21 protein-coding genes and 1 riboswitch are annotated in these 21372 nt (G+C 38.4%); of the genes, 20 read left to right on the forward strand and 1 reads right to left on the reverse strand.

All coding sequences use genetic code 11. The features are described 5' to 3' along the window. Positions 1–219: 219 nt before the first annotated feature. The 7 genes from ACIQZA_RS02365 to ACIQZA_RS02395 all read left to right on the forward strand — a co-directional run bounded on the left by ACIQZA_RS02365 (position 220) and on the right by ACIQZA_RS02395 (position 6082). A complete protein-coding gene (locus tag ACIQZA_RS02365) occupies positions 220–390 on the forward strand; it encodes a hypothetical protein (protein ID WP_402879949.1) in 171 nt (56 codons plus the stop codon). 480 nt (positions 391–870) lie between these two features. Continuing rightward, positions 871–1224, forward strand: a complete 354-nt coding sequence (gene spoIIAA / locus ACIQZA_RS02370) for an anti-sigma F factor antagonist (RefSeq protein ID WP_132363155.1) — start codon at positions 871–873, stop codon at positions 1222–1224. Then, positions 1217–1657 (forward strand): anti-sigma F factor, encoded by a 441-nt coding sequence (spoIIAB, locus tag ACIQZA_RS02375; RefSeq protein ID WP_142507315.1) that lies wholly within the window; start codon positions 1217–1219, stop codon positions 1655–1657. The genes spoIIAA and spoIIAB overlap by 8 nt, the downstream gene beginning before the upstream one ends. Before the next feature lie 10 nt (positions 1658–1667). After that, a complete protein-coding gene (sigF, locus tag ACIQZA_RS02380; protein ID WP_053483127.1) occupies positions 1668–2459 on the forward strand; it encodes an RNA polymerase sporulation sigma factor SigF in 792 nt (263 codons plus the stop codon). Positions 2460–2474: 15 nt separating this feature from the next. Beyond that, positions 2475–3923, forward strand: a complete 1449-nt coding sequence (locus tag ACIQZA_RS02385) for a spore germination protein (RefSeq protein ID WP_400935487.1) — start codon at positions 2475–2477, stop codon at positions 3921–3923. A gap of 265 nt (positions 3924–4188) precedes the next feature. Next, the gene (lysA, locus tag ACIQZA_RS02390) at positions 4189–5508 is read left to right on the forward strand and encodes a diaminopimelate decarboxylase (protein WP_400935485.1); all 1320 of its coding nucleotides are present in this window, start codon (positions 4189–4191) and stop codon (positions 5506–5508) included. 199 nt (positions 5509–5707) lie between these two features. Continuing rightward, complete coding sequence (locus tag ACIQZA_RS02395; protein ID WP_132363147.1) at positions 5708–6082, forward strand: GNAT family N-acetyltransferase; 375 nt, start codon at positions 5708–5710, stop codon at positions 6080–6082. On the opposite strand, the gene ACIQZA_RS02400 is transcribed toward ACIQZA_RS02395, so the two are convergent. Beyond that, positions 6076–6582, reverse strand: a complete 507-nt coding sequence (locus ACIQZA_RS02400) for a DUF309 domain-containing protein (RefSeq protein WP_402879946.1) — start codon at positions 6580–6582, stop codon at positions 6076–6078. The genes ACIQZA_RS02395 and ACIQZA_RS02400 overlap by 7 nt on opposite strands. Positions 6583–6637: 55 nt before the next feature. Between ACIQZA_RS02400 and ACIQZA_RS02405 the strand changes: the two genes are divergently transcribed. The 13 genes from ACIQZA_RS02405 to ACIQZA_RS02465 all read left to right on the forward strand — a co-directional run bounded on the left by ACIQZA_RS02405 (position 6638) and on the right by ACIQZA_RS02465 (position 21206). After that, complete coding sequence (locus tag ACIQZA_RS02405; protein ID WP_400935480.1) at positions 6638–7417, forward strand: segregation/condensation protein A; 780 nt, start codon at positions 6638–6640, stop codon at positions 7415–7417. Beyond that, positions 7389–7982 (forward strand): SMC-Scp complex subunit ScpB, encoded by a 594-nt coding sequence (scpB, locus tag ACIQZA_RS02410; RefSeq protein WP_132363269.1) that lies wholly within the window; start codon positions 7389–7391, stop codon positions 7980–7982. Before ACIQZA_RS02405 ends, scpB begins: the two co-directional genes overlap by 29 nt. 373 nt (positions 7983–8355) lie before the next feature. Then, positions 8356–9426, forward strand: a complete 1071-nt coding sequence (locus tag ACIQZA_RS02415; protein WP_402879944.1) for a D-alanyl-D-alanine carboxypeptidase family protein — start codon at positions 8356–8358, stop codon at positions 9424–9426. 644 nt (positions 9427–10070) lie between these two features. Then, the gene (locus ACIQZA_RS02420; protein ID WP_402879942.1) at positions 10071–10397 is read left to right on the forward strand and encodes a hypothetical protein; all 327 of its coding nucleotides are present in this window, start codon (positions 10071–10073) and stop codon (positions 10395–10397) included. Between the two features lie 530 nt (positions 10398–10927). Next, a complete protein-coding gene (locus ACIQZA_RS02425; protein WP_132363137.1) occupies positions 10928–11659 on the forward strand; it encodes a pseudouridine synthase in 732 nt (243 codons plus the stop codon). 327 nt (positions 11660–11986) lie between these two features. Next, positions 11987–12520: a thiol-disulfide oxidoreductase ResA gene (resA, locus tag ACIQZA_RS02430; protein WP_402879940.1), complete on the forward strand. Its 534-nt coding sequence runs from the start codon at positions 11987–11989 to the stop codon at positions 12518–12520. A 13-nt stretch (positions 12521–12533) separates the two neighbouring features. Further along, positions 12534–14198 carry a cytochrome c biogenesis protein ResB gene (gene resB, locus ACIQZA_RS02435; protein WP_402879938.1) on the forward strand — a complete coding sequence of 555 codons (1665 nt, stop codon included), beginning with the start codon at positions 12534–12536 and terminating at the stop codon, positions 14196–14198. Next, complete coding sequence (gene ccsB / locus ACIQZA_RS02440; protein ID WP_400935467.1) at positions 14195–15382, forward strand: c-type cytochrome biogenesis protein CcsB; 1188 nt, start codon at positions 14195–14197, stop codon at positions 15380–15382. Before resB ends, ccsB begins: the two co-directional genes overlap by 4 nt. 164 nt (positions 15383–15546) lie before the next feature. Continuing rightward, positions 15547–16263, forward strand: a complete 717-nt coding sequence (locus ACIQZA_RS02445) for a response regulator transcription factor (protein ID WP_049668637.1) — start codon at positions 15547–15549, stop codon at positions 16261–16263. Further along, positions 16256–18037 carry an ATP-binding protein gene (locus tag ACIQZA_RS02450; protein WP_400935465.1) on the forward strand — a complete coding sequence of 594 codons (1782 nt, stop codon included), beginning with the start codon at positions 16256–16258 and terminating at the stop codon, positions 18035–18037. Before ACIQZA_RS02445 ends, ACIQZA_RS02450 begins: the two co-directional genes overlap by 8 nt. A gap of 77 nt (positions 18038–18114) precedes the next feature. After that, on the forward strand, positions 18115–18648 hold the full coding sequence (gene sigX, locus ACIQZA_RS02455; RefSeq protein ID WP_142507305.1) for an RNA polymerase sigma factor SigX: 534 nt from the start codon (positions 18115–18117) through the stop codon (positions 18646–18648). Beyond that, complete coding sequence (locus ACIQZA_RS02460) at positions 18645–19949, forward strand: RNA polymerase subunit sigma (RefSeq protein ID WP_402879936.1); 1305 nt, start codon at positions 18645–18647, stop codon at positions 19947–19949. Before sigX ends, ACIQZA_RS02460 begins: the two co-directional genes overlap by 4 nt. A 252-nt stretch (positions 19950–20201) precedes the next feature. Continuing rightward, a riboswitch (FMN riboswitch) is annotated at positions 20202–20399 on the forward strand. A 222-nt stretch (positions 20400–20621) separates the two neighbouring features. After that, positions 20622–21206 (forward strand): ECF transporter S component, encoded by a 585-nt coding sequence (locus ACIQZA_RS02465; protein ID WP_400935460.1) that lies wholly within the window; start codon positions 20622–20624, stop codon positions 21204–21206. Positions 21207–21372 lie beyond the last annotated feature (166 nt).

A 21372-nucleotide genomic window follows, 5' to 3' on the forward strand; every position in this document is an offset into this window, starting at 1 on the left:
AAGAGGTCAGGATGATGGAAAGAAAAGTCGAAGCGACGGAACGAAGCTAAGGCGACGGAAAGAAAAGTCGGAGTGACGGAAGGAAGGGTCTGAGCGACGGGAAGAAAGGCCGAAGTGACGGAAAGAAGAGTCGAAGTGATGGAAGGAAGGGTCTGAGCGAAGGAAAGAAAAGCCAGGGCGACGGGTAGAACAGCTAAAGTCGTGGATAGAACCGACAAAATGACGGATAGAATAGCTAAAGTCGTGGATAGAACCGACAAAATGACGGATAGAATAGCTAAAGTCGTGGATAGAACTGACAAAATGATGGATAGAACAGCTATAGTCGTGGATAAAACTGACAAAATGAAGGTAGAACAGCTAAAGTCATGGATAGAACCGACAAAATGACGGATAGAACAGCTAAAATCGTGGATAGAACCGACAAAATGAAGGTAGAACAGCTAAAGTCATGGATAGAACCGACATAATGACTAGAACAGCTAAAGTCGTGGATAGAACCGACAAAATGACGGATAGAACAGCTAAAATCGTGGATAGAACCGACAAAATGACGGATAGAACAGTTAAAATCGTGGATAGAACTGACAAAGCGACGGAACTGCGCTGTCGCACAAAAAACATTTGCAGGCATAAGCACAAAGCCGATTCGGGACGCAATTATGCCGAGGCAAAATTGATCCTCATAATAATTCTTGTGAAAAATGGCTGCCATGTTTAAAAAATGTTGATTTATCCCATACTGAATTTAACCTAAAAAGCTATAAGTATGTCGATTTGCCACTATTTCGGAAGACTTTGCACTAGTTCTGTCAGCCGCAAGGAATCACCACATTGAATGTGGAATTGCACGAGGAGGAGGCGATGTTCATGCATTTTCAATTAGAGATGGTAACAAGAGAGACAGTAGTTATACGTTTATTTGGGGAGCTCGATCACCATGCAGTAGAGCAAATTCGAGCTAAAATTTCTACAGCAATTTTTCAAGGCGCTGTATCGACTATCATTTGGAACTTAGAGGGGCTTTCTTTTATGGATAGTTCAGGTGTAGGTTTAGTCCTTGGTCGAATGCGTGAGTTAGAAGCAGTCGCTGGACGAACAATTTTATTGAATCCATCGCCGACAATGCGAAAAGTGTTTCAATTTTCAGGTTTAGGGCAGTGGATGATGGATGCAACTGAGGAAGAAGCGATTGATCGAGTTAGGGGGATTGTAAATGGATAACGAAATGACATTAACTTTTTTAGCAATTAGTGAAAATGAAGCCTTAGCGCGAGTAGCTGTGACAGGTTTTATCGCACAATTAGATCCAACAATTGATGAGCTATCCGAATTTAAAACGGTTGTCTCAGAGGCTGTTTCTAATGCTATTATTCACGGTTATGATGAGGATGGTAGGGGCGTTGTTACAGTTCATGCAAAACGTGAGGATGATATTGTAACTGTGTCTGTTATGGATAAAGGTATTGGTATTGAGGATGTAAGCCAAGCGATGGAGCCGTTATTTACGACGAAAAGTGCGATGGAACGTTCAGGTATGGGTTTTACTATTATGGATAGTTTTTCAGATCAGTTGACAGTAATGTCTAAGTGGCAAGAAGGTACAACTGTCACGTTTACGAAGAAATTTTACTCGGTTCGCACACCGGTAATGTGAGGCTACGATTGTGAAGCCGCTAGAACAGTCGTCCGATAAGCTATTGTCACAGGGAGAAATGCGAGATTTAATTGCACGTGCACAGCAGGGCGATCATGAGGCTCGTAAACGAATGATTGAAGGGAATACGAGGCTTGTGTGGTCTATCGTCCAACGTTTTACAAGCAGGGGCGTGGAGCTCGAGGATTTATTTCAAATTGGCTGCATAGGGCTCATGAAGTCTGTGGATAAATTCGATCTAACGTATGATGTTAAATTTTCGACATATGCTGTACCAATGATCATCGGAGAAATTCAGCGCTTTTTAAGGGACGATGGTATGGTGAAGGTTAGCCGATCTATTCGTGAGCTTAATTTTAAAATTCGTCATGCAACTGATGAATTCATTAAAAAAAATGAGCATCCACCAACCATTCATGAATTAGCACAGGTTCTTGGAGTCACATCTGAGGAAATTGTAACAGCTTCCGATGCATTAAGAGATCCCGCTTCCTTGCATGAACAATTGTATGAGAGCGAAGGGGATTCTATTACATTAATGGATCAGATGAAGGATGAAAAATCTGAGCAGCCATTTGACTATATACCACTAAAAGAGGTACTCACAAGACTTGAGCCTAGAGAGCAGTCCATTATTTATTTACGGTATTTCTCAGATTGTACCCAAACTGAAATTGCTAATAGGCTCGGGATATCTCAAGTTCAAGTATCGCGATTAGAGAAAAAAATTCTTGCCCAATTAAAAAATTGGATGGCTACAAGTGCCACAGTTGAAGAGGAAGAAGTAAAAAAAGACATCTAAGAAAATGGTGACAGCATGACAGAAAAAGATAAACTTTTTAACAGCTTAGAAGAAGCCGAAAATTTTCTTAAAGAACAATTTGGTGACGGCGAATCATTTGACATTAGTATTAAGCATGTATTTGTCAAAGATTTGCCGGTTCTTTGTGCATATATAAGCGGACTTGTGGATGGAATAGTGTTAACACAATTACTCTCTAATATGTTGCCTGATGAGGACATTGATATTGAGGATGAAAAGGAGTATTTTGAAGCCTATTTCAATTTCCAAGGTCGTTCAGAGGAAACCAAACGTGAAGCCATTTTATTATCCATATTAAGTGGACAAGTAGCCTTTATAACGAAAAGTGGTTATGGCTATGTTGCTGAGATTCGAAATTATCCAGGACGTACCCCTGCGGAGCCTGATAATGAAAAGGTTATTCGTGGATCTAGGGACGGCTTTGTAGAAGGTATTTCACAAAATGCTGCTTTGATTCGCCGAAGAATTCGCAATAGTAATTTACGTTTCGAGCTACATAAAATATCCGAAATCGGTCAAACCGATGTCGCGCTAGCGTTTATAAAGGGTATTGCGAGTGATGAAACGCTCGATAAATTACGACAGCGCATGGAACAAATTAATCATGATGGCTTGACTATGACTGATAAATCACTAGAGGAATGGCTGTTTAAACAGAAGTTTCATCCAGTTCCTTTTGTACGATATACGGAACGACCAGATATTACCGCAGCTCATTTACTTGAGGGGCATATAGCCATTATTGTCGATACGTCACCTTCCGTCATTATCGTGCCAGCAACGGCCTTTCATTTATTGCAACATGCTGAGGAGTATAGGCAGGCACCAACAGTCGGAACCTTCGTCCGTTTTATGCGCTATTTTGGAGCAATTATGGGTTTATTATTATTGCCCTTGTGGTATTTATGTGCAACGCACGGGATCCATTTACCGGATGAGTTATCCTTTTTAGGGGAAAAGAAAAAATCACATATCCCACTTTTACTGCAAGTATTAATAGGAGATGTTGGGATAGAATTTTTAAGGATGGCCGCCATTCATACCCCATCACCATTATCTACTGCGATGGGGTTAGTTGCCGGTGTAATTATTGGTCAGATTGCTATTGATGTTGGGGTTTTCTCACCAGAAGTAGTGTTATATACAGCCGTTTCAGCTATTCTAACCTTTATTATTCCGACATATGAGCTAGGTATCTCCATTAAACTCTTTAGATTAGTGTTGTTAATAATGACTGGCATATGGGGAGTTAATGGGTTATTTATCGGGTTATTTATATTATTTACGTATTTATGTTCATTACGTCCGATGCAAGCGCCATATTTATGGCCACTTATTCCGTTCTTCCCAAGTGCGATGCTTCGCGTACTTGTTCGTTTCCCAATGACTGCAGATGCATTGAGACCATATGTTGTCGATTCCCCACAGCGAAAAAGATCATAGAAGCCGTTGCACTCGTTTTTTTCATGTGATAAAGTTCACATATAGTATTTTGTGATTTTTGCGAAAATTGTCTTCATTCATCAAAAGGTTCACCACGACAAGGTGTAGGCATATATGTGATATTAGCTCCGTTTGAACCATTCTTGAATGAAGCAATACATCTCTAAATAAGGATTGGATTGTAGGCTAAGATTGCCTATATCCTTACTAAAAATGGGGAGCAATTTATTACAAGATGGAACGATGTGAAAAGGGAGAGATGCACATGCATTTTTATGGAACACAAGCGATTTCTGAAGATGGTCATTTAACGATTGGACAGGTAGATACATTAAAGCTTGCAAAAGAGTATGGTACACCTTTATTTGTGTATGATACAGTGCTTATTCGGAAGCGTGCACGCGGCTTTATTGATACGTTTAAAAAACTAGGTGTAAAAGCAGAAGTAGCTTATGCTTCAAAAGCATTTGCATGTGTAGCTGTGTACCAATTAGCGGCAGAAGAAAGTCTATCTTTAGATGTGGTCTCTGGTGGAGAATTATTTACAGCTTTAAAAGCTGGTTTCCCTGCAGAGCGCATTCATTTCCATGGTAATAATAAGAGCATTGCGGAATTAGAATTAGCCTTTGACTCGAAAATCGGTTGTATAGTCGTGGATAATTTCTATGAAATTCAACTTTTACAAGAAATCTCAGAGCGCCGTCAACAAAAAATGCGTATTTTACTACGTGTCACACCAGGTGTTGAGGCACATACGCATGATTTCATTACGACAGGTCAAGCGGATTCTAAATTTGGCTTCGACTTAAATAATGGTCAAGCAGATGAAGCTTTCCAACAAACTTTTAACCATGAATACTTAGAGCTTCTAGGATTACACTGCCATATCGGCTCACAAATTTTTGATACAGCGGGCTTTGGCTTAGCAGGAGAAAAACTAATTGATAAGATTTCTGATTGGAAGAAAACTCACGATTTTACATGTACTGTGTTAAACTTAGGAGGGGGCTTCGGAATTCGTTATACTGAGGAAGATGCACCGCTTGAGCCACAAGTATATGTAGAGGATATGATTACAGTTGTAAAGAACAAAGCGACTGTACTTGGTCTAACTATGCCGGAAATTTGGATTGAACCAGGGCGTTCACTTGTAGGCGATGCAGGAACATCACTTTATACAATTGGTTCACAAAAAACAGTACCTAATGTTCGTAAGTATATTGCTGTTGATGGTGGTATGAGTGATAATATCCGTCCAGCATTATATGATGCGAAGTACGAGGCGGTCATTGCAAGTAAAGCAAATGAATCGAAAAGTGAAACATATACAGTGGCTGGTAAACTTTGTGAATCTGGCGATAAATTAATTATTGATGCTAAGCTTCAGGAAGCAGCTTCTGGTGATGTGCTAGCAATCTTCTGTACTGGTGCGTATGGATATTCTATGGCGAGTAACTATAATCGTGTGCCACGACCAGCAGTTGTATTTGTAGAAAATGGCAAGCATCAATTAGCAATTCGACGCGAAAGTTATGAAGATATTGTTCAAAACGATCTCCCGCTAACGTTAAAAAAGGGTGAGTAAATATGAGAAAAAACAAATGGGTATTACTAGCGTCCATTTCAACTTTTATTTTGTTGTGGGGCGTTGTCTATTGGGTATTGGCGTCTAAAGGTATTCTCGGACCTGGTTCGTAAGACAGAAATTGACTTGCGGTAAAAGTACAAATCGTGTAGGATAGTCAAAGATTATGTACAGCTAGAAAATGAGGGAATAGACAAATATGTTAATTCGATATAAAAAAGCTTTCGAGAAAATAGCAATGGGGCTACTCTCGTTTATGCCTAACGAAAAAGACATAAAAAAGCTCAAAGAGACAATCCACTCCTATGAAAATGATGATAATTGGGTTTTATATTTATGGAAAAAGAACGATGAGTATGTAGGCATTGTTGGACTTGTAACAGACAGTAATAATATAGCTATGATTCAACATGTTTCCGTTGTCCCTTCTTATAGAGGTGAAGGTGTTGCGAAGGAAATGCTACAGGAAGTAGCAGACCTTGGCCAGTATGAAAGTGTGCGTGCAACAGAGGAAACGCGTAATATTGTTCAAAAATGTATAAATTGTATCGATGAAGAAGCAGACGATCATTGACGTCTGCTTTTTCTTTGTTTGCTTTCTTGACGCTCTGCAAGAATATGTGAGCGATCTCGAAGCATATGTTTATGAAGAAGATAGTTAGTGTTACTTGGTGGTAAAATCTGTATGCGAGTAAAAACTAATTCCTCTAGTATGGCTGAAAGAGGAAGTAGAAATGCTTGAAAGGACTTGCCCTTTCTGGTAGCAGAAAGTGAATCTGTTAGTTGTGTTATTAGTATTTCGTAGTCGATTTCGTCAAAAAAGATGTGGCCTTTATTATGTTGGAAATTATGAAGTGCTTTTTCTAAAATTCGCGCAGCACCAATAAAATTATCTCGTCGCCAATGATATAAACCTGTTGCGAGTTGTACGTATCCAACGAGAGGATGCTTTTTATCACCTGGAGCAATATCCTTCCAGTATTCCTCAAGGACTTCATGGCATTCAAAAAAATCTTGATTTCCATTGAAAAAAGCACAATAGTCGATAAATAAAGTGTGATGCTGTGGATGCATTTTGGACTCCTTTCTACTATACTAAAAGAACATAGAATCTCAGGGTGGTAAAACAATGTCTTATGAAGTAAAATTAGAAGCCTTTTCAGGGCCTCTTGATTTATTATTGCATTTAATTCACAGATTGGAAATTGATATTTATGATATCCCAATGGCTGAAATTACTCAACAATATATCGACCATATACATGCTATGCAGGTACTTGAGTTAAATGAGGCTAGTGAATATTTAGTGATGGCTGCAACATTATTAGCTATTAAAAGTCGTATGCTCTTGCCAATTCATGAAGGTGAGCTTGAAGATGCCGAATTAGAAGTCGACGGCCCAGACCCTCGTGAAGAACTGGTGCAACGTTTAATAGAGTATAAGAAATATAAAGAAGCAGCGAGTAGCCTGCAAGAGCTTGAAACAGATCGTGCACAGGTATTTACACGGCCTCCGGCAGATTTATCAGAGTTAGCCTTAGATGAGCAAATGGCGTTATTTGATCTGAACGTCAACATCTATGACATGCTTGGAGCCTTTCAAAAACTAATGCGTCGAAAAAAATTAAAGAAACCACTAAAAACAACTGTGGCGAGGCAAGAACGCTCAGTGAGAGACCAAATGCGTTCAGTTGTCGATTCATTACGAACTACAGGTGGACGTGCATTATTTTTCGAGCTTTTTCCCTATGAAGATAAGCCAACGCTTATTCTGACGTTTTTATCTATTCTTGAACTGATGAAACGTCAGGTCGTCATCGTAGAGCAAGACGGTAACTTTGAAGAATTAACAGTTACATTACAGAAGGAGGAATGGGATGATGACGAAAACAATGATGCTACAGAGTAGAATAGAAGCCTTATTATTTGTTGTTGGAGACGACGGCTTAACCATTAAACAATTGTCACAACTTTTAGGCGAACCGGAAGAGTTAGTCGTACAAACAATGGAAGTATTGAAAACAACATATGAAGAAGATTTAGCAAGAGGCGTTACTATAAAAGAAATGGCTGGAGTTTATCAACTTATAACAAAATCTGATTTAGCAGATACCATTCAAAGATTAGTAGAAAATCCAACTGCTCAATCATTATCGCAAGCCTCACTTGAGGTATTGGCTATTGTAGCATATAAACAACCAATTACACGTGTAGCAATTGAAGATTTACGTGGTGTGAAATGTGAAAGACCAATTCAAACGCTCGTTTCTAGAGGGCTAATTAAGGAAGTTGGTCGCTCGGAAGGGACAGGGCGTGCAATCTTATATGGTACTACAAAAGAATTCTTAAACTACTTTGGATTAAATAGTATGGATGAAATGCCGCCTTTACCTGAAGAAGAGTTAGTTGAACAAGAGCAAGAAACAGATCTATTTATGACGAAATTCCAAGAAACCTTTAGTGGAGTAAAGTAAATGAGCAAGGCATAATAACTTCTTGCAACAAATATCTTGTACCGAAAGCGTAGCGACAGGTATAGATGTCCAAACATCCGCTGAAATAGAGGAACTCAGTCTAAGAGCGCCATGTCCTGTAGCAACGACTGAGTGACCAACTTCGTGCTGTTGCGGCTGCCGCTTCGCTTTAGCGCAAAAAACATCTGTTGCTGACGCTACGCTTCCGTGCAAAAAAACATTTGCAGGCCTTAGCACAAAGCCGATTCCGGACGCATTGTTTAATCTGCGCGACAGCGGCAATTATGTCGGGCATAATTGATTGGTATAATACTTAGCTTGAAACATAAATATAATCTATATTTTCCTATTACTTTTAATAAGGAGTGGCTCGTTGCTTCGGTTAGTACGTTTAATATTGTTCATGATAGTCGTGGTAATGTTAATGCTTCCAGAAACCAGTTTGGCACGAGGGGGTAGCGGATATGCAGTTTTAGATGGTGATACGGGCCGTGTTTTATTTGAATCAAATAGTGATGCACGGTTACCAATCGCTAGCTTAACAAAAATTTGGACAGCACTTGTTGCTATTGAAAATAGCAATCTTCAAGATGAAGTAGTTATTTCACCGAGGGCTGCAACGGCTGAGGGCTCGTCCATTTACTTGCAAGCAGGTGAAAAGGTTACGGTAGAAACACTGTTATATGGTTTGATGCTTCGCTCAGGAAATGACGCAGCAACAGCTTTAGCAGAGCATGCCGGCGGATCGGTAGAAGGATTTGTAAAGTTAATGAATGAGCGGGCTGTTGTTGCTGGTCTCACAAATACAGTATTTATGAACCCGTCCGGTTTGCACCATGATGAGCACTTATCGTCAGCGAGAGATACTGCTGAAATGTTGAGGAATGCTCTCCAAAATAAAACTTTCAAGAAGATTGCCTCCACAGTTCTATATCGTGCCAATACTGAAAACGGGATGTTATGGGAAAATAAGCACCGTTTATTACGAGAAGGGTCAGGAGTTGCCGTCGAAATAGGCGATGAGACACAACAACCTGTTAATGCATTAAAATCAGCTAAAGGTTCAGCATTTGCCGGAAAAACAGGCTTTACAAAGGTAGCTGGTCGAACCCTTGCAACTGCCTTCCAAAAGGACGGGCAAACATGTATTGTCGTCACTTTGAATGAATCCGATGACTGGAATGTACATCGGGGTTTAGCCAACAAGGTTTGGCAAGATTACAGCCTTGAAACAGTGGTGAAAAAAGGTAAATATAAAGTCAATAAAAACCTCTCCATTCGTTTAGAGGAACCAATTCTTTTACAGCTAAATAAAGATGAAAAAGATAGTGTAAGGCAAGTTTTGCATGTTTCTAGAAAACGTAAGGAAGGTGTACTGTCGATCTTTCTAGGTGAAGAGCGTATCTATGCAGTGCCAGTAAAAGTTGAATCAGTGGATCGTTAAAAGCGATTCGCTGTTTTTTTGTTTATGACCCACATTCAGGATAACGTTTGTGGGCGACGCCAGTGTGCGAATGAATTAAGAATTATTTAACAATCTGTGGGCAGTTTAGTAAAATTAAGGTTTATCACCAAAAGTTGTGGATGACTTTTGTTAAAACGTCCACTATGTAAATAGTTGATTGGAGTGGAGACTGGGCGACTCCTCGGGGATCAGCGATAGAGGAACGAAGGCTAAAAGCATCACATCCTGTGATAACGCCTTCGTGACCAACATCGTGTTGGTCCGAGACCCTGCAGCGCAGCGGATGTTTTCTGTGCGAAAGCGAAGCGGCAGCAACAAAGCGCCCAGTCGGAACGGAAATCAACCACACGTTATGGTGATGATCCAAAATTAATTAGAATAGTAATTAATTAGATTTTTGGATATTAAGAGATTTTTTTCTTATCAAGCTGTATCGCTCCTTTTATTTTTTTATATCCTATTCAAGAGTTGTTCTATCGACCTAAGGAATATTACTTTTTTGACCCTTTTTTTACAGCCTATATTGTATTAATGGTAGTATTAATCATGTTAGCGGTCATGTTATTCATCCATTTTTTAGTGACTCCTAAAACAAAAAAAGGAAGAATATTCAACGAGGAATCGTGGGGTCATCGTTTGTAATTGCTAGTGCATTGATATTTATATGTATTAATAACTATCAATATATTGATACAAAAGGAATTCATATGAATCAATTTTTTAGTTTACAAGAAGATTATACAAGTTGGGAAGATATTGTGAAGGTTGAACAGACTATTGTGAAAAAAAACGGTGTCAGTTTACCAGAAAAATTGATTTTCACATTACAGGATGGTTCAATAATTGAACAATCTTTAACCGAAAAGTTATTAAGCGCGAAGCAATTTATTAATAAAGAATTAAGTAACTATGGACTTAAAATCGAAAACAAATATAGTGGCAATGAATAGTTTTGAAATGCTGCCTAAAATGGTGGCTTTTTTGTTTTTCCTTTCACCAAGTGTTTTGGAAGCGAAAGCAAAGCGTCAACTACAGAAGTCTCTCCCATCTCTTTAGGTGGTGAGATGAATGCTGTTTTAAGATCCTTTTTAGCGGGTGTTCAAACATCGGCTGAAATAGAGGAGCTCAGTCTAAGAACGCCACGTCCTGTGGCAATTTTTCTGTGACGAGAGCAAAAAACATCTGCTGGCTCAAGCGGCTCATCGTACGCCCCCCCAGAAAAGCGCCAAACCGAAACGGAAAACAACCCACGCTATGGTGAAAATCCTTAATATTTAAGTACAAATTATCCAGAAACTAGTTGATAAAAACTATTTCAAATCATTTAATTATTTATGCATAATTAGTTTTTCTTTAATAATGTATAAAAGTATGACATAATTTTCACAGATTAGCGGGAAAAATAACCTTATTCATAATGTGCGAATGAGGTTTAATGCTTGGAGTCAAACCAAGGTGAAAGAAAATTAGAGGTGAAAGAATGGAAAGATTACAAAAGGTCATTGCGTATGCTGGTGTGGCGTCTAGACGTAAGGCAGAACAATTGATTGTAGAAGGTAAAGTTAAGGTGAACGGAGTCGTAGTGCGTGAGTTAGGTACAAAGGTATCCAACTCAGATACGATAGAAGTAGAAGGCGTGAAGCTTGAGAAAGAGGATAAGGTTTATTATTTACTATATAAACCACGTGGAACGATTTCAGCTGTAACAGACGACAAAGGACGCAAAACTGTCACAGATTTGTTTAAGCATATCCCGCAACGAATTTTCCCAGTTGGCCGTCTCGACTATGATACATCTGGCTTATTGTTATTGACAAATGATGGTGAATTTTCTTATATGCTGACGCATCCGAAATTTAAAATCGACAAAACATATATTGCTCGTGTTAAAGGTGTTCCAACGATTGAAGGTTTAAAAAAGCTTCAACGAGGAATTAAGTTAGAAGATGGCAAAACAGCTCCTGCAATGGTTAGTATGACTTCATTTGATGAAAAAGCAGGTAAGGCAATCTGTGAAATTACGATCCACGAAGGGCGAAATCGTCAAGTGCGTCGCATGTTCGAGGCGATCGGTACTCCAGTAGTAAAATTAAAACGTGAACGCTTTGCCTTTTTAGATTTATTCGGGCTAGCTCCGGGGGAATATCGTGAATTAACAAAGCATGAAGTGAAGCAATTGCGCGTGTTAGCGGAGACAGGAAAAATCGGATAAATCCGCATTTTCTATGAGAAAGTGATACTTCTATGTGTAATAGCAATGTATTCACTTTCTTATTAGTGAAATCGTTCATAAATCATTCATAATTATTAGCTAAGCGTTTCTGTTTCATTTTGCTATAATAGGTGAGAATAGCTAACCTAGATTAGTTGCATCCTGATGAAATCGTTTCCACTTTTTGTGAGGTGGTGTTTGACGCACGAGTGAACATGTAAATGCTGAAAATTAGACGGTAAAATCTATACATATGGATGTTTGTATGAAAAGCTTAGCGTTAGTTGTAGTTACTCTAAGCCGTAAATTGATAGGGGGTTTATTAACTTGGAGAAAAAGAAAAAACGTCTCGTCATTCGTACCATTATTTTGGCAATCTTAGTCTTAGCAATTGGTTACACGGTATACGGAACAGCAACAAAGGATAAAGTAGAGTTAATAGCAGTGGGCTCTAAAGCACCAGACTTCACGTTAGTAGATTTAAGCGGTGAAAAACATAAGCTGTCTGATTATAAAGGGCAGGGAGTATTTTTGAACTTCTGGGCAACTTTTTGTGCGCCTTGTGAGAGGGAAATGCCTGCAATAAACCGTCAGTATCAAGCCTTTAAAGATCAGGGTGTACAAACATTGTCGGTCAATATTGCGCAAACAGATTTTGAAGTACAGAATTTTGTCGATAGACATAAATTAACGTTCCCAGTAGTTATTGACAAAACGAAAAGCGTTAGTACTACCTACAATGTAGGTAATTTACCTGCAACTCTTGTTATTGATCCAGATGGTAAAGTAGTTAAAATTATTACTGGTGAAATAGAGGAAGGAAAAATTGCTTCGTACATGGAATTAGTGAAGCCAAAATAAGGAGTAAATGACTATGGAAAACATTATTTGTGCTTGTGGTCATAGTAACCCGTATGGCACGAAGCTTTGTGAGAAATGTGGTCGTCCTTTAACTGAGGAAAGTAAACAAACAAAAGTTGTTGATATGCGCTACGACGGAATGGCGATTCGCTCAAAAACGTATAACACAACAATTGTCGATAAAATTTGGAATTTCTTCTCGAATGTAAAAGTCGGGATTGCCCTTATTATTATAACGTTAGTCGCAGCGTCAATTGGAACAATACTACCGCAAGCGATGTATGTTAATGCCCCTGAACCTAGTAAAGCGGAGTATTATGAGAAAGTGTATGGTTTGTTGGGCAAACTATATAATAATTTAGGACTTTCTAATTTGTATAGCACTTGGTGGTTCCAAATTTTAGTGGGCATGCTTGCGATTTCCATTATTGTTGCGAGTTTAGACCGTGGTTTACCATTACACAAGTCTCTAAAAAATCAACGCGTTAAACGTCATGAAAGTTTCATGAAGCGTCAACGTATTGTTGCGGAAGGACAAGTGCCAAACCCTGATGAAACGCTAGATAAAGTTGAGCAAAAAATGACTGACTTAAAATATCGCGTTCGTCGTGATGGAAGTGCATTGCTAGCAGAGCGCGGCCGTTTTGCTCGATATGGCCCATACATAAATCATGTCGGTCTCATTATCTTTTTAGCAGGTGTTATGTTGCGCTTAGTACCTGGTTTTTATGTGGATGAGACGATTTGGATCCGTGAAGGTGAGACACGAGCTATACCAGGGATGGACGGCTATTTTATTAAAAATAATAAATTTATTTTGGAAACCCATGACAATAAGCCACAGGACGAGCAATCTAACCAAGGTGTCAATGCTATGGCGAAAAACTATCAAACAGACATCACATTATACAAACAACCTGACGGAGCTCTTCCTGGAGATACAGACAATCTTAAAAAATTGAGAGATTACTCTATTCGTGTCAATCATCCGTTAAAAGAAAACAGTTTTGCACTGTATCAAATGAATTATCGCCTCAATGAGTTGAGACAGATGAATTTTAATTTAGTGAATAAAGCAAATGAAGAAGATTCACTAGGACAAATTGAAATTGATTTAACGAATCCTAAAAAAGAATATGATTTAGGAAATGGTTCTTCAGTACAGATTCTTGTGTATACACCAGATTTTTCTGGTTTTAAAGATGGTGAACCACAAACACAAACATCAATACCAAATAATCCAGCATTTATATTTAAAATGACAACACCAGAAACTCCAAAAGGTGAAGTAAGCTTTGTAGAAATTAGGAAGCCGCCTTTTGAACCACTTGGTGAAAACAAATATAGAATGAAATTCACAGGAGTAGAGACGCGTAATTCATCAAACTTTACAATTCGTAAGGATAGTACGATACCAATTTTATTTGTCGGCGGTATTATTTTCATGATTGGTGTAGTAATTGGCTCGTATTGGAACCACCGACGTTTATGGTTGCAGGTGGAGCCTGATGGCCGAGTGTTGATGGCTGCCCATGTGAATAAAAATATGTTCAGTATGAAAAAGGATTTAGATACAGTCACTACATTTGCTGGTCTACCACCATATGAAGATCAGTTAGATGCGTCAGAAGATGTCAAGAAATCCACAAAGGAAAAGGAAGGTGACAACACCTTATGAGTTTGATTGACATAAGTAGAAACCTATTATTTGTAGCATTCATAGCCTACCTAGTTGCGACTTTTTTATTTGGTGGTTCGATAAAGCAATCGAATGCAACAGGCAAAAATACCGAAAAATGGGGTAAGGTTGCAATTGTTGTCACGATTATAGGTCTACTTTCGCAGCTTGGTTATTTTATCACTCGTTGGATTTATGCAGGGCATGCACCTGTTAGTAATATGTTTGAATTTACGACTGCGTTTGGAATGTTCATTGTTGGGGCATTCGTTTTGATTTATTTTATTTATCGCGTGACGGCTCTGGGCTTAGTAGCATTACCTGTGGCGTTATTAATAATTGCCTATGCGGCGATGTTCCCGAAAGAAGTAACTCCTTTAATGCCATCTTTACAAAGTTACTGGTTAACAATACATGTTATTACAGCTGCTTTAGGGCAATCACTTTTAGCAATTAGTGCGGTAGCAGGACTAATTTATTTATTAAAAGTAGTTGATTTAAAGAAACCTTCTAAACAACGTTTCTGGTTAGAATCGGTAATGTTCTTCCTTGTTGTAGTCGTTGGTTTCGTAATTGCTACATCTGTTTTTAGTTTGATGGGTTACGATTCAACATATACTTATGTTGATAAAGAGGGTAATGGACGTCAAATTGAATACAAAATGCCGCCACTATTTGGTATGAATGAATATAAGGCGGTTGAAGAACATGGCATGTCTCCGTTAGTAGAAATGCCTCCGCTCATTAATGCGAAGAAATTAACATCGGTTGTGTGGTCATTATTAGTAGGGTCTGTTTTATACTTATTGATTCGATTAATTGCACGACGTCGAATTAGTGCGATTTTCCAACCTTTTGTCAAACGAGTAAATTTACAATTAGTTGATGAAATTGGTTATCGTTCAGTATTAATTGGCTTCCCAGTATTTACGTTAGGTGCTTTAATCTTTGCAATGATTTGGGCACAACTTTCGTGGAGTCGTTTCTGGGGATGGGATCCGAAGGAAGTATGGGCACTTATTACATGGTTATTCTATGCAGCATTCCTACACTTACGTTTATCGAAAGGCTGGGAAGGTGAAAAATCTGCATGGTTAGCATTAATTGGTTTTGGAATTATCTTATTCAACTTAATTGCTGTTAACTTGATTCTTGCAGGTTTACACTCATACGCATCAGCATAGACTAAGTTGATTTTGAGCACATATGAAATTTTTTACGTCGCTAGTATTGGAAAGAAGAGGCCTTCTTGCTGTGGCAAGAAGGCTTTCTTTTCTTTTCTTTTCAATATGTGCTGTACCATGTACAATAGAAGGTAGAGAAAGATTAGAAGAGAGGGATCGTGAAAGTGTCAGAAAATATTTCAGTATTAGTAGTAGATGACGAGGATCGTATTCGACGCTTATTAAAAATGTATTTAGAGCGAGAAGGGTACCTTGTTGACGAGGCAGAAAATGGTGAACAAGCGATCGAAAAATCTTTGGAAAAAGAGTATCACTGTATTTTATTAGATATTATGATGCCTGAAAAAGACGGACTTGAAGTTTGTGCGGAAATCCGTGAACGAGCAGCAACACCAATTATTTTATTAACTGCAAAAGGCGAGGAAGCGAATCGTGTACAAGGCTTTGAGCTTGGAGCAGATGATTATATTGTAAAACCATTTAGTCCTCGTGAGGTTGTGTTACGTGTGAAGGCTATATTACGTCGTTCACAAGCATTCTCACCTTCGACAAATGCTTCTTCTTCAAAAGATTTAGTTGTCTTCCAACATTTAATGATCGATCATGATGCTCACCGTGTAACAGCAGAGGGTATTGAAGTAAATTTAACGCCTAAAGAGTATGAATTGCTTTATTTCCTAGCTAAATCACCAGACAAAGTATTTGACCGTGAACAATTACTAAAAGAAGTTTGGCATTATGATTTCTTTGGCGACTTACGTACAGTTGACACACATGTAAAACGTTTACGCGAAAAGCTCAACCGTGTATCTGAAAACGCTGCAAAAATGATTGTTACTGTATGGGGCGTTGGCTACAAATTTGAGGTTGTCAATGAATAGAATATGGAATAGTGTTGTCGGGAAGCTATGGGTAACCATATTGCTTCTCGTTTCATTTGTATTGTTTGTTTTCACGGTTTTAATGCTTGAGTTTCTTCAAAATTACCATATGCAACAAGCAGAAAGCTCCTTGCGTCAAACTGCAGCAACAGTTGCAAGTATAGTAGATGATAATGAAACAGCAGAGTCGACTTCGGAATTATTAAAAGATATTTTACCTGAAAGTACAAATGCACTTATTGCTATTAACCATGATAGAGTTTCTTTCGCTATGCAGGAAGGTGTCAATAAAAAAGAAATACAGGATATGATTTTAGCCAATAAATCGTTCCAAGAAGTTTTTCAATCAGATAAACCGATTATTAAGGAAATGATGATGCCCTCTTCCACGGACGAAGAAAAATTGGAATCGTATGTTGTGCTTGGTTTCCCGCTAAATGTGGAAAATGCTGTGCACGGAGCTGTCTTTATTTATCAAAGTCCAGATGCGCTGCATAAAACATCGAAAGAGACGACGAAAATTGTCTTTCTATCAGCTTTCATAGCCTTTGTATTGACGACATTTTTTGCGTTTTTCCTTTCATCACGTATTACGTCACCATTACGTAAAATGCGTGAGCTGGCGTTTGAAATTTCTAAAGGGAATTTTGAAGCGAAGATGCCGACTACACAAAATGATGAAATTGGCCAGCTTGCAGTTGCCTTTAATCAAATGGGGCGTCAATTGAAACACAATCTAGAAGTGATCAATCAAGAAAATGAACAGCTTTCCAATATATTAACATCGATGACAGACGCAGTTATTACATTTAATCGTGACCGTACAATATTATTAAGTAATCCACCAGCGGACCGTTTAATGCAAAAATGGTTTGTTACTAAGGGGTCACAAAGTGCGAAACCAATTCCGCCAGAGCTTTATCATATGCTCGATCATGTATTGATGTTTGAGGATAAGCTTGAAGAAGAAATTGAGATGGATGGAAGTTACTATACGTTTACGATTAGCCCTCTTTATAGTGAGGAATCGATACGTGGAGCGGTTGCGGTTATTCGTGATATGACGGAACAGCATCGTTTAGAAAAACTGCGTTCAGACTTTATTGCCAATGTGTCTCATGAGCTACGGACGCCAATTTCGATGCTCCAAGGTTATTCAGAGGCTCTAATGGATGATGATTTTATACAGGATCAAGAAGAACGTAATGAGATTACAAAAATTATTTATGATGAATCGAAACGTATGGGCCGTCTCGTAACAGATTTATTAGACCTTGCGCGTATGGAATCGGGGCATATGACGCTGTACAAGGATGAGCTCCCAATTAATTCAACATTTGAACGTATTACTCAAAAATTTGCACAGGTTGCAAAAGAGAAACATGTTCGTCTAATATTTGACAGTGAATTTAATGACGAAGCTTCGATTAGTATAGATGAGGATCGAATTGAACAAGTATTAACGAATTTAGTTGATAATGCTCTCCGTCATACTGATGAAGGGTCAGTAACAGTGAAGGTTGAGCAGGAGCCAACCTTTGCCAAAATATCTGTCCAGGATACAGGGCATGGTATTCCTCAAGAGGACTTACCATATGTCTTTGAACGTTTCTATAAAGCAGACAAGGCGCGTACACGTTCTAAAGGCGGAACTGGCCTAGGTTTAGCTATTGCTAGAAATATTGTCAAGGCACATTCAGGCAATATTATGGTAGATAGTGTGCTGAAAGAGGGGACTACCTTCACCTTTTATTTACCTTTTGATTCATACTAATAAAGAGTGGTATTAATTGGATGTAACTTCTGTGGACATTTAGACGACAAATATAAAGAGAACGGGGGTGGAGTGCTTTGAATGACTCCGTGTTCCATCGATTATACGATGCATATCATCAAGATGTGTTCCAGTTTCTTATTTATTTAGTAAAAAACCGTACACTTGCTGAGGATTTAGCGCATGAGGTTTATGTTCGTGTATTGCGCTCATATGATCAATTCGCAGGAAATAGTAGCGAAAAGACTTGGCTTTTTGCTATTGCTAAAAATGTCGCTATTGATCATTTTAGAAAGCAGGCTGTACGCCAAAAACATTCACTTGATTTTTTTGATTGGGAAACGGAACAGCTGCATTCAACCACACCATCACCGGAAGACGTGCTGCAGGCCAGTGATGAATTTATACAGGTACAATCAGCGCTTGAACACTGTACTGGTGATCAAAAAATGGTCATTATTATGCGCTACTTTCAAGATTTATCGATTGCAGAAACTGCACAAATACTAGATTGGACAGAAGCGAAGGTAAAAACTACTCAGCACCGTGCTATTAAATTTTTAAGGCAACAGCTACAACAGGTTAGAGAACAGGAGGCGAAATGGCAATGACACATAACCAATTTGATGATGACCAACTTGAGCATCTATTAAATAATGCCCCTAAGCTTTCTGACCGCCGTTCGAAAGAAGAAATATTAAATCGATTACTGACAGATGCTCGCTTGCAGGATAATACCCATCTTCAAGGAGCTATACAACAACCAATAGATGATGAAATAATATCACAAGAGCAACAACATGGTAATCCTACACAACAAGAAAGTACAGAGACAGCAACAAAGAAGAAAGTTCATAAATGGCCGATCTTTATGAGTGTTGCAGCAGTTTTCGCTTTAACAGTATTTACAAGCTCGACGTTGCTAAATCATAATGATGCAAAAATAGACCAGGCTAATGCGCCTGAAACCTCTCAATATTCAACATCGCCAGACAGTCATGTAGCGAAAAGCTCTGTCAACCACGATAAGATGATGGAATCCAACAACATCGTAGCAGAACATTCAAGGATCATGTCTCTACGATCATCTGTTTATGAGGAAGATTTAACAGATGCAGTAGTGTTTCATATTGGTTTGGCAAATCGTGATAAGAATAGCGTACCGATGACGTATATCATTCCAAATGAACGAGTTGCTACTGATTTTCCGAAGAGAAAGCCTACAACATTACAAATGTATGAAAAGTATGCGCCGCAAATTGATGAGAAAGCAAATGGTTTTACTAACTATCATCCATATAAAGGAGAATTAAAGGAGAAGGGCGATAAACTAGTTCATGTATTGCCGAAGAAAAATGATTATGATGTTGCTTCAGCAGATACGAATGAATATTTAGACACTTTACAGGATACATTCTCAGATTCAGAGTATAAAGATGTTGAGTTTGAAAATTCTGATGGTACAGCCTACAAATTTTCTAAGGATGAAGAGTCAAGTAAGCCTATGGTCTTAACAAGCTCAAATCATTTTAATTATTATTTATATAAAGATGAAAATGGAGCTGAATATTTATCACCCGATACTCGTAAAACTTTTTCCACTGTAACAGAAGCGCTTACCGTTATGCGAAATAAAAATGATGATGTATACGTTCCAGTTGTACCGGAAAATTTAACATACACTGTGAAAGAAGTAGCAGAAGGTGTTATTGTTACATTTGATGAGCCGCTTGATTTAACGACCATGGATACTGTTCGGGCAACTCAAATGATAGAAGCTATGATGCTTACTGCTGCAAGTTTTGATCAACAAATACGTCTAGACAATGTTGTACAGGAAAGCTGGGAGGGATTTGATTTAAAGAAATTCTTGCCAAAGCCTGTAGGAGCCAATAAACGATATATGCCATAAACAGCCTAACAACAAATAAATATTTGGAGCATTCTCGCCGCTATATGTGCATGAATGCTCTATTATTTTTTTTGTAGCGAAAGCAAAGCGTCCTGTACAGAAGTGTCTCTCACCTCTAGAATGAGATGAATATGGACTTAAGCTACTTTTACGTGATTAAAGCATACAAGTTTAATCGGATTTTTTTAAGCAAAGCTATTTACTTTTCTCTAATAATTCATTATAGTAAGGCTATGAAACAAAAAAATAATGATTCATCTTCGGGGCAGGGTGAAAATCCCGACCGGCGGTAATAGAGTTGTAAATCGCTAATGTTTCCTTTAAGACATATTAGCTCGCATGATTTACGAAAGGCTCTTCAGCCCGCGACCTGTGCAAATGATTTTTTGCATGGCTGACTTGGTGCAATTCCAAGGCCGACAGTTAAAGTCTGGATGGGAGAAGATGGAGGTACGATCGTCATTCATTGTTATGAATTTAACTATGTACGAGCGTTTTTTCGATGTGATTTCACGCAGCGTATGCTCAGAAAATAGTTAATTAATGGCGTTTTTTAATCTTGCCTATTCTCCCTTATGCTCTTTTGCATAAGGGTTTTTTCATGATGATGATCGATTAGGTCGTAACCTTTCTTCTTGCGAGATTGAATCAGCAAAGAGGAGAGAGTTTTCTATGAAGAAAAATGTTAAACTTCAATCGTATATTACGATTGGCATGCTGAGCAGTATTTCGTTTTTATTAATGCTTTTTAATTTCCCGATTCCGCCGTTTCCAGCGTTTTTGGAAGTGGACTTCAGTGATATGCCAGCATTACTAGCGGCGATTACTATGGGACCTATAGCCGGTATTTTAGTAGAATTATTTAAAAATGTGTTGGACTGGGTTTTCTCAGGCACGCCAACGGGAGTACCGGTAGGACATATTGCGAACTTTGCAACAGGTATTTTATTTATTCTACCAGTGAGCTTTGTGTTTAATCGCTCCAAAACAGTTAAAGGCCTTATCGGAGGTTTAGCTGTTGGAACAATTGTAATGGCAGTAGGAATGAGCATTCTTAACTATGTTGTATTTTTACCTATGTACACTTACTTTTTAGGTATGGAGCCTGTTGTAGGTGATTCACTATATAAAATGATCGTAGCTGGTATTTTGCCATTTAACATTGTGAAAGGTATTTTAATTACCATCATCATGGCATTACTATTCACAACAATGCGTAAATGGATTCATCATCAGCGTTCCATGTATATGAGTTAATTTCGAGAATAAAGTATGATTTAGGATAGTGTTCAAGTAATGACACCTTATTGGACTGTTAAAGTCTAGGAGGTGTTTTTTTGTTGCTTAAATTTGCAATTGCAGATTTTTTAGATGAGAAAGAGTTACAGAATTTAAGCAATATACACTGACCTAACAGGGAAAG

This window comes from Lysinibacillus sp. NPDC096382 (genome assembly GCF_044762845.1).
Taxonomy (GTDB): domain Bacteria; phylum Bacillota; class Bacilli; order Bacillales_A; family Planococcaceae; genus Lysinibacillus.

Coding starts and splice junctions, on each gene's coding strand:
- ACIQZA_RS02365 (WP_402879949.1), top strand. CDS start 220: ATGACGGATAGAATAGCTAAAGTCGTGGATAGAACCGACAAAATGACG.
- spoIIAA (WP_132363155.1), top strand. CDS start 871: ATGCATTTTCAATTAGAGATGGTAACAAGAGAGACAGTAGTTATACGT.
- spoIIAB (WP_142507315.1), top strand. CDS start 1,217: ATGGATAACGAAATGACATTAACTTTTTTAGCAATTAGTGAAAATGAA.
- ACIQZA_RS02385 (WP_400935487.1), top strand. CDS start 2,475: ATGACAGAAAAAGATAAACTTTTTAACAGCTTAGAAGAAGCCGAAAAT.
- lysA (WP_400935485.1), top strand. CDS start 4,189: ATGCATTTTTATGGAACACAAGCGATTTCTGAAGATGGTCATTTAACG.
- ACIQZA_RS02395 (WP_132363147.1), top strand. CDS start 5,708: ATGTTAATTCGATATAAAAAAGCTTTCGAGAAAATAGCAATGGGGCTA.
- ACIQZA_RS02400 (WP_402879946.1), bottom strand. CDS start 6,582: ATGCATCCACAGCATCACACTTTATTTATCGACTATTGTGCTTTTTTC.
- ACIQZA_RS02405 (WP_400935480.1), top strand. CDS start 6,638: ATGTCTTATGAAGTAAAATTAGAAGCCTTTTCAGGGCCTCTTGATTTA.
- scpB (WP_132363269.1), top strand. CDS start 7,389: ATGACGAAAACAATGATGCTACAGAGTAGAATAGAAGCCTTATTATTT.
- ACIQZA_RS02425 (WP_132363137.1), top strand. CDS start 10,928: ATGGAAAGATTACAAAAGGTCATTGCGTATGCTGGTGTGGCGTCTAGA.
- resB (WP_402879938.1), top strand. CDS start 12,534: ATGGAAAACATTATTTGTGCTTGTGGTCATAGTAACCCGTATGGCACG.
- ccsB (WP_400935467.1), top strand. CDS start 14,195: ATGAGTTTGATTGACATAAGTAGAAACCTATTATTTGTAGCATTCATA.
- ACIQZA_RS02450 (WP_400935465.1), top strand. CDS start 16,256: ATGAATAGAATATGGAATAGTGTTGTCGGGAAGCTATGGGTAACCATA.
- ACIQZA_RS02460 (WP_402879936.1), top strand. CDS start 18,645: ATGACACATAACCAATTTGATGATGACCAACTTGAGCATCTATTAAAT.
- ACIQZA_RS02465 (WP_400935460.1), top strand. CDS start 20,622: ATGAAGAAAAATGTTAAACTTCAATCGTATATTACGATTGGCATGCTG.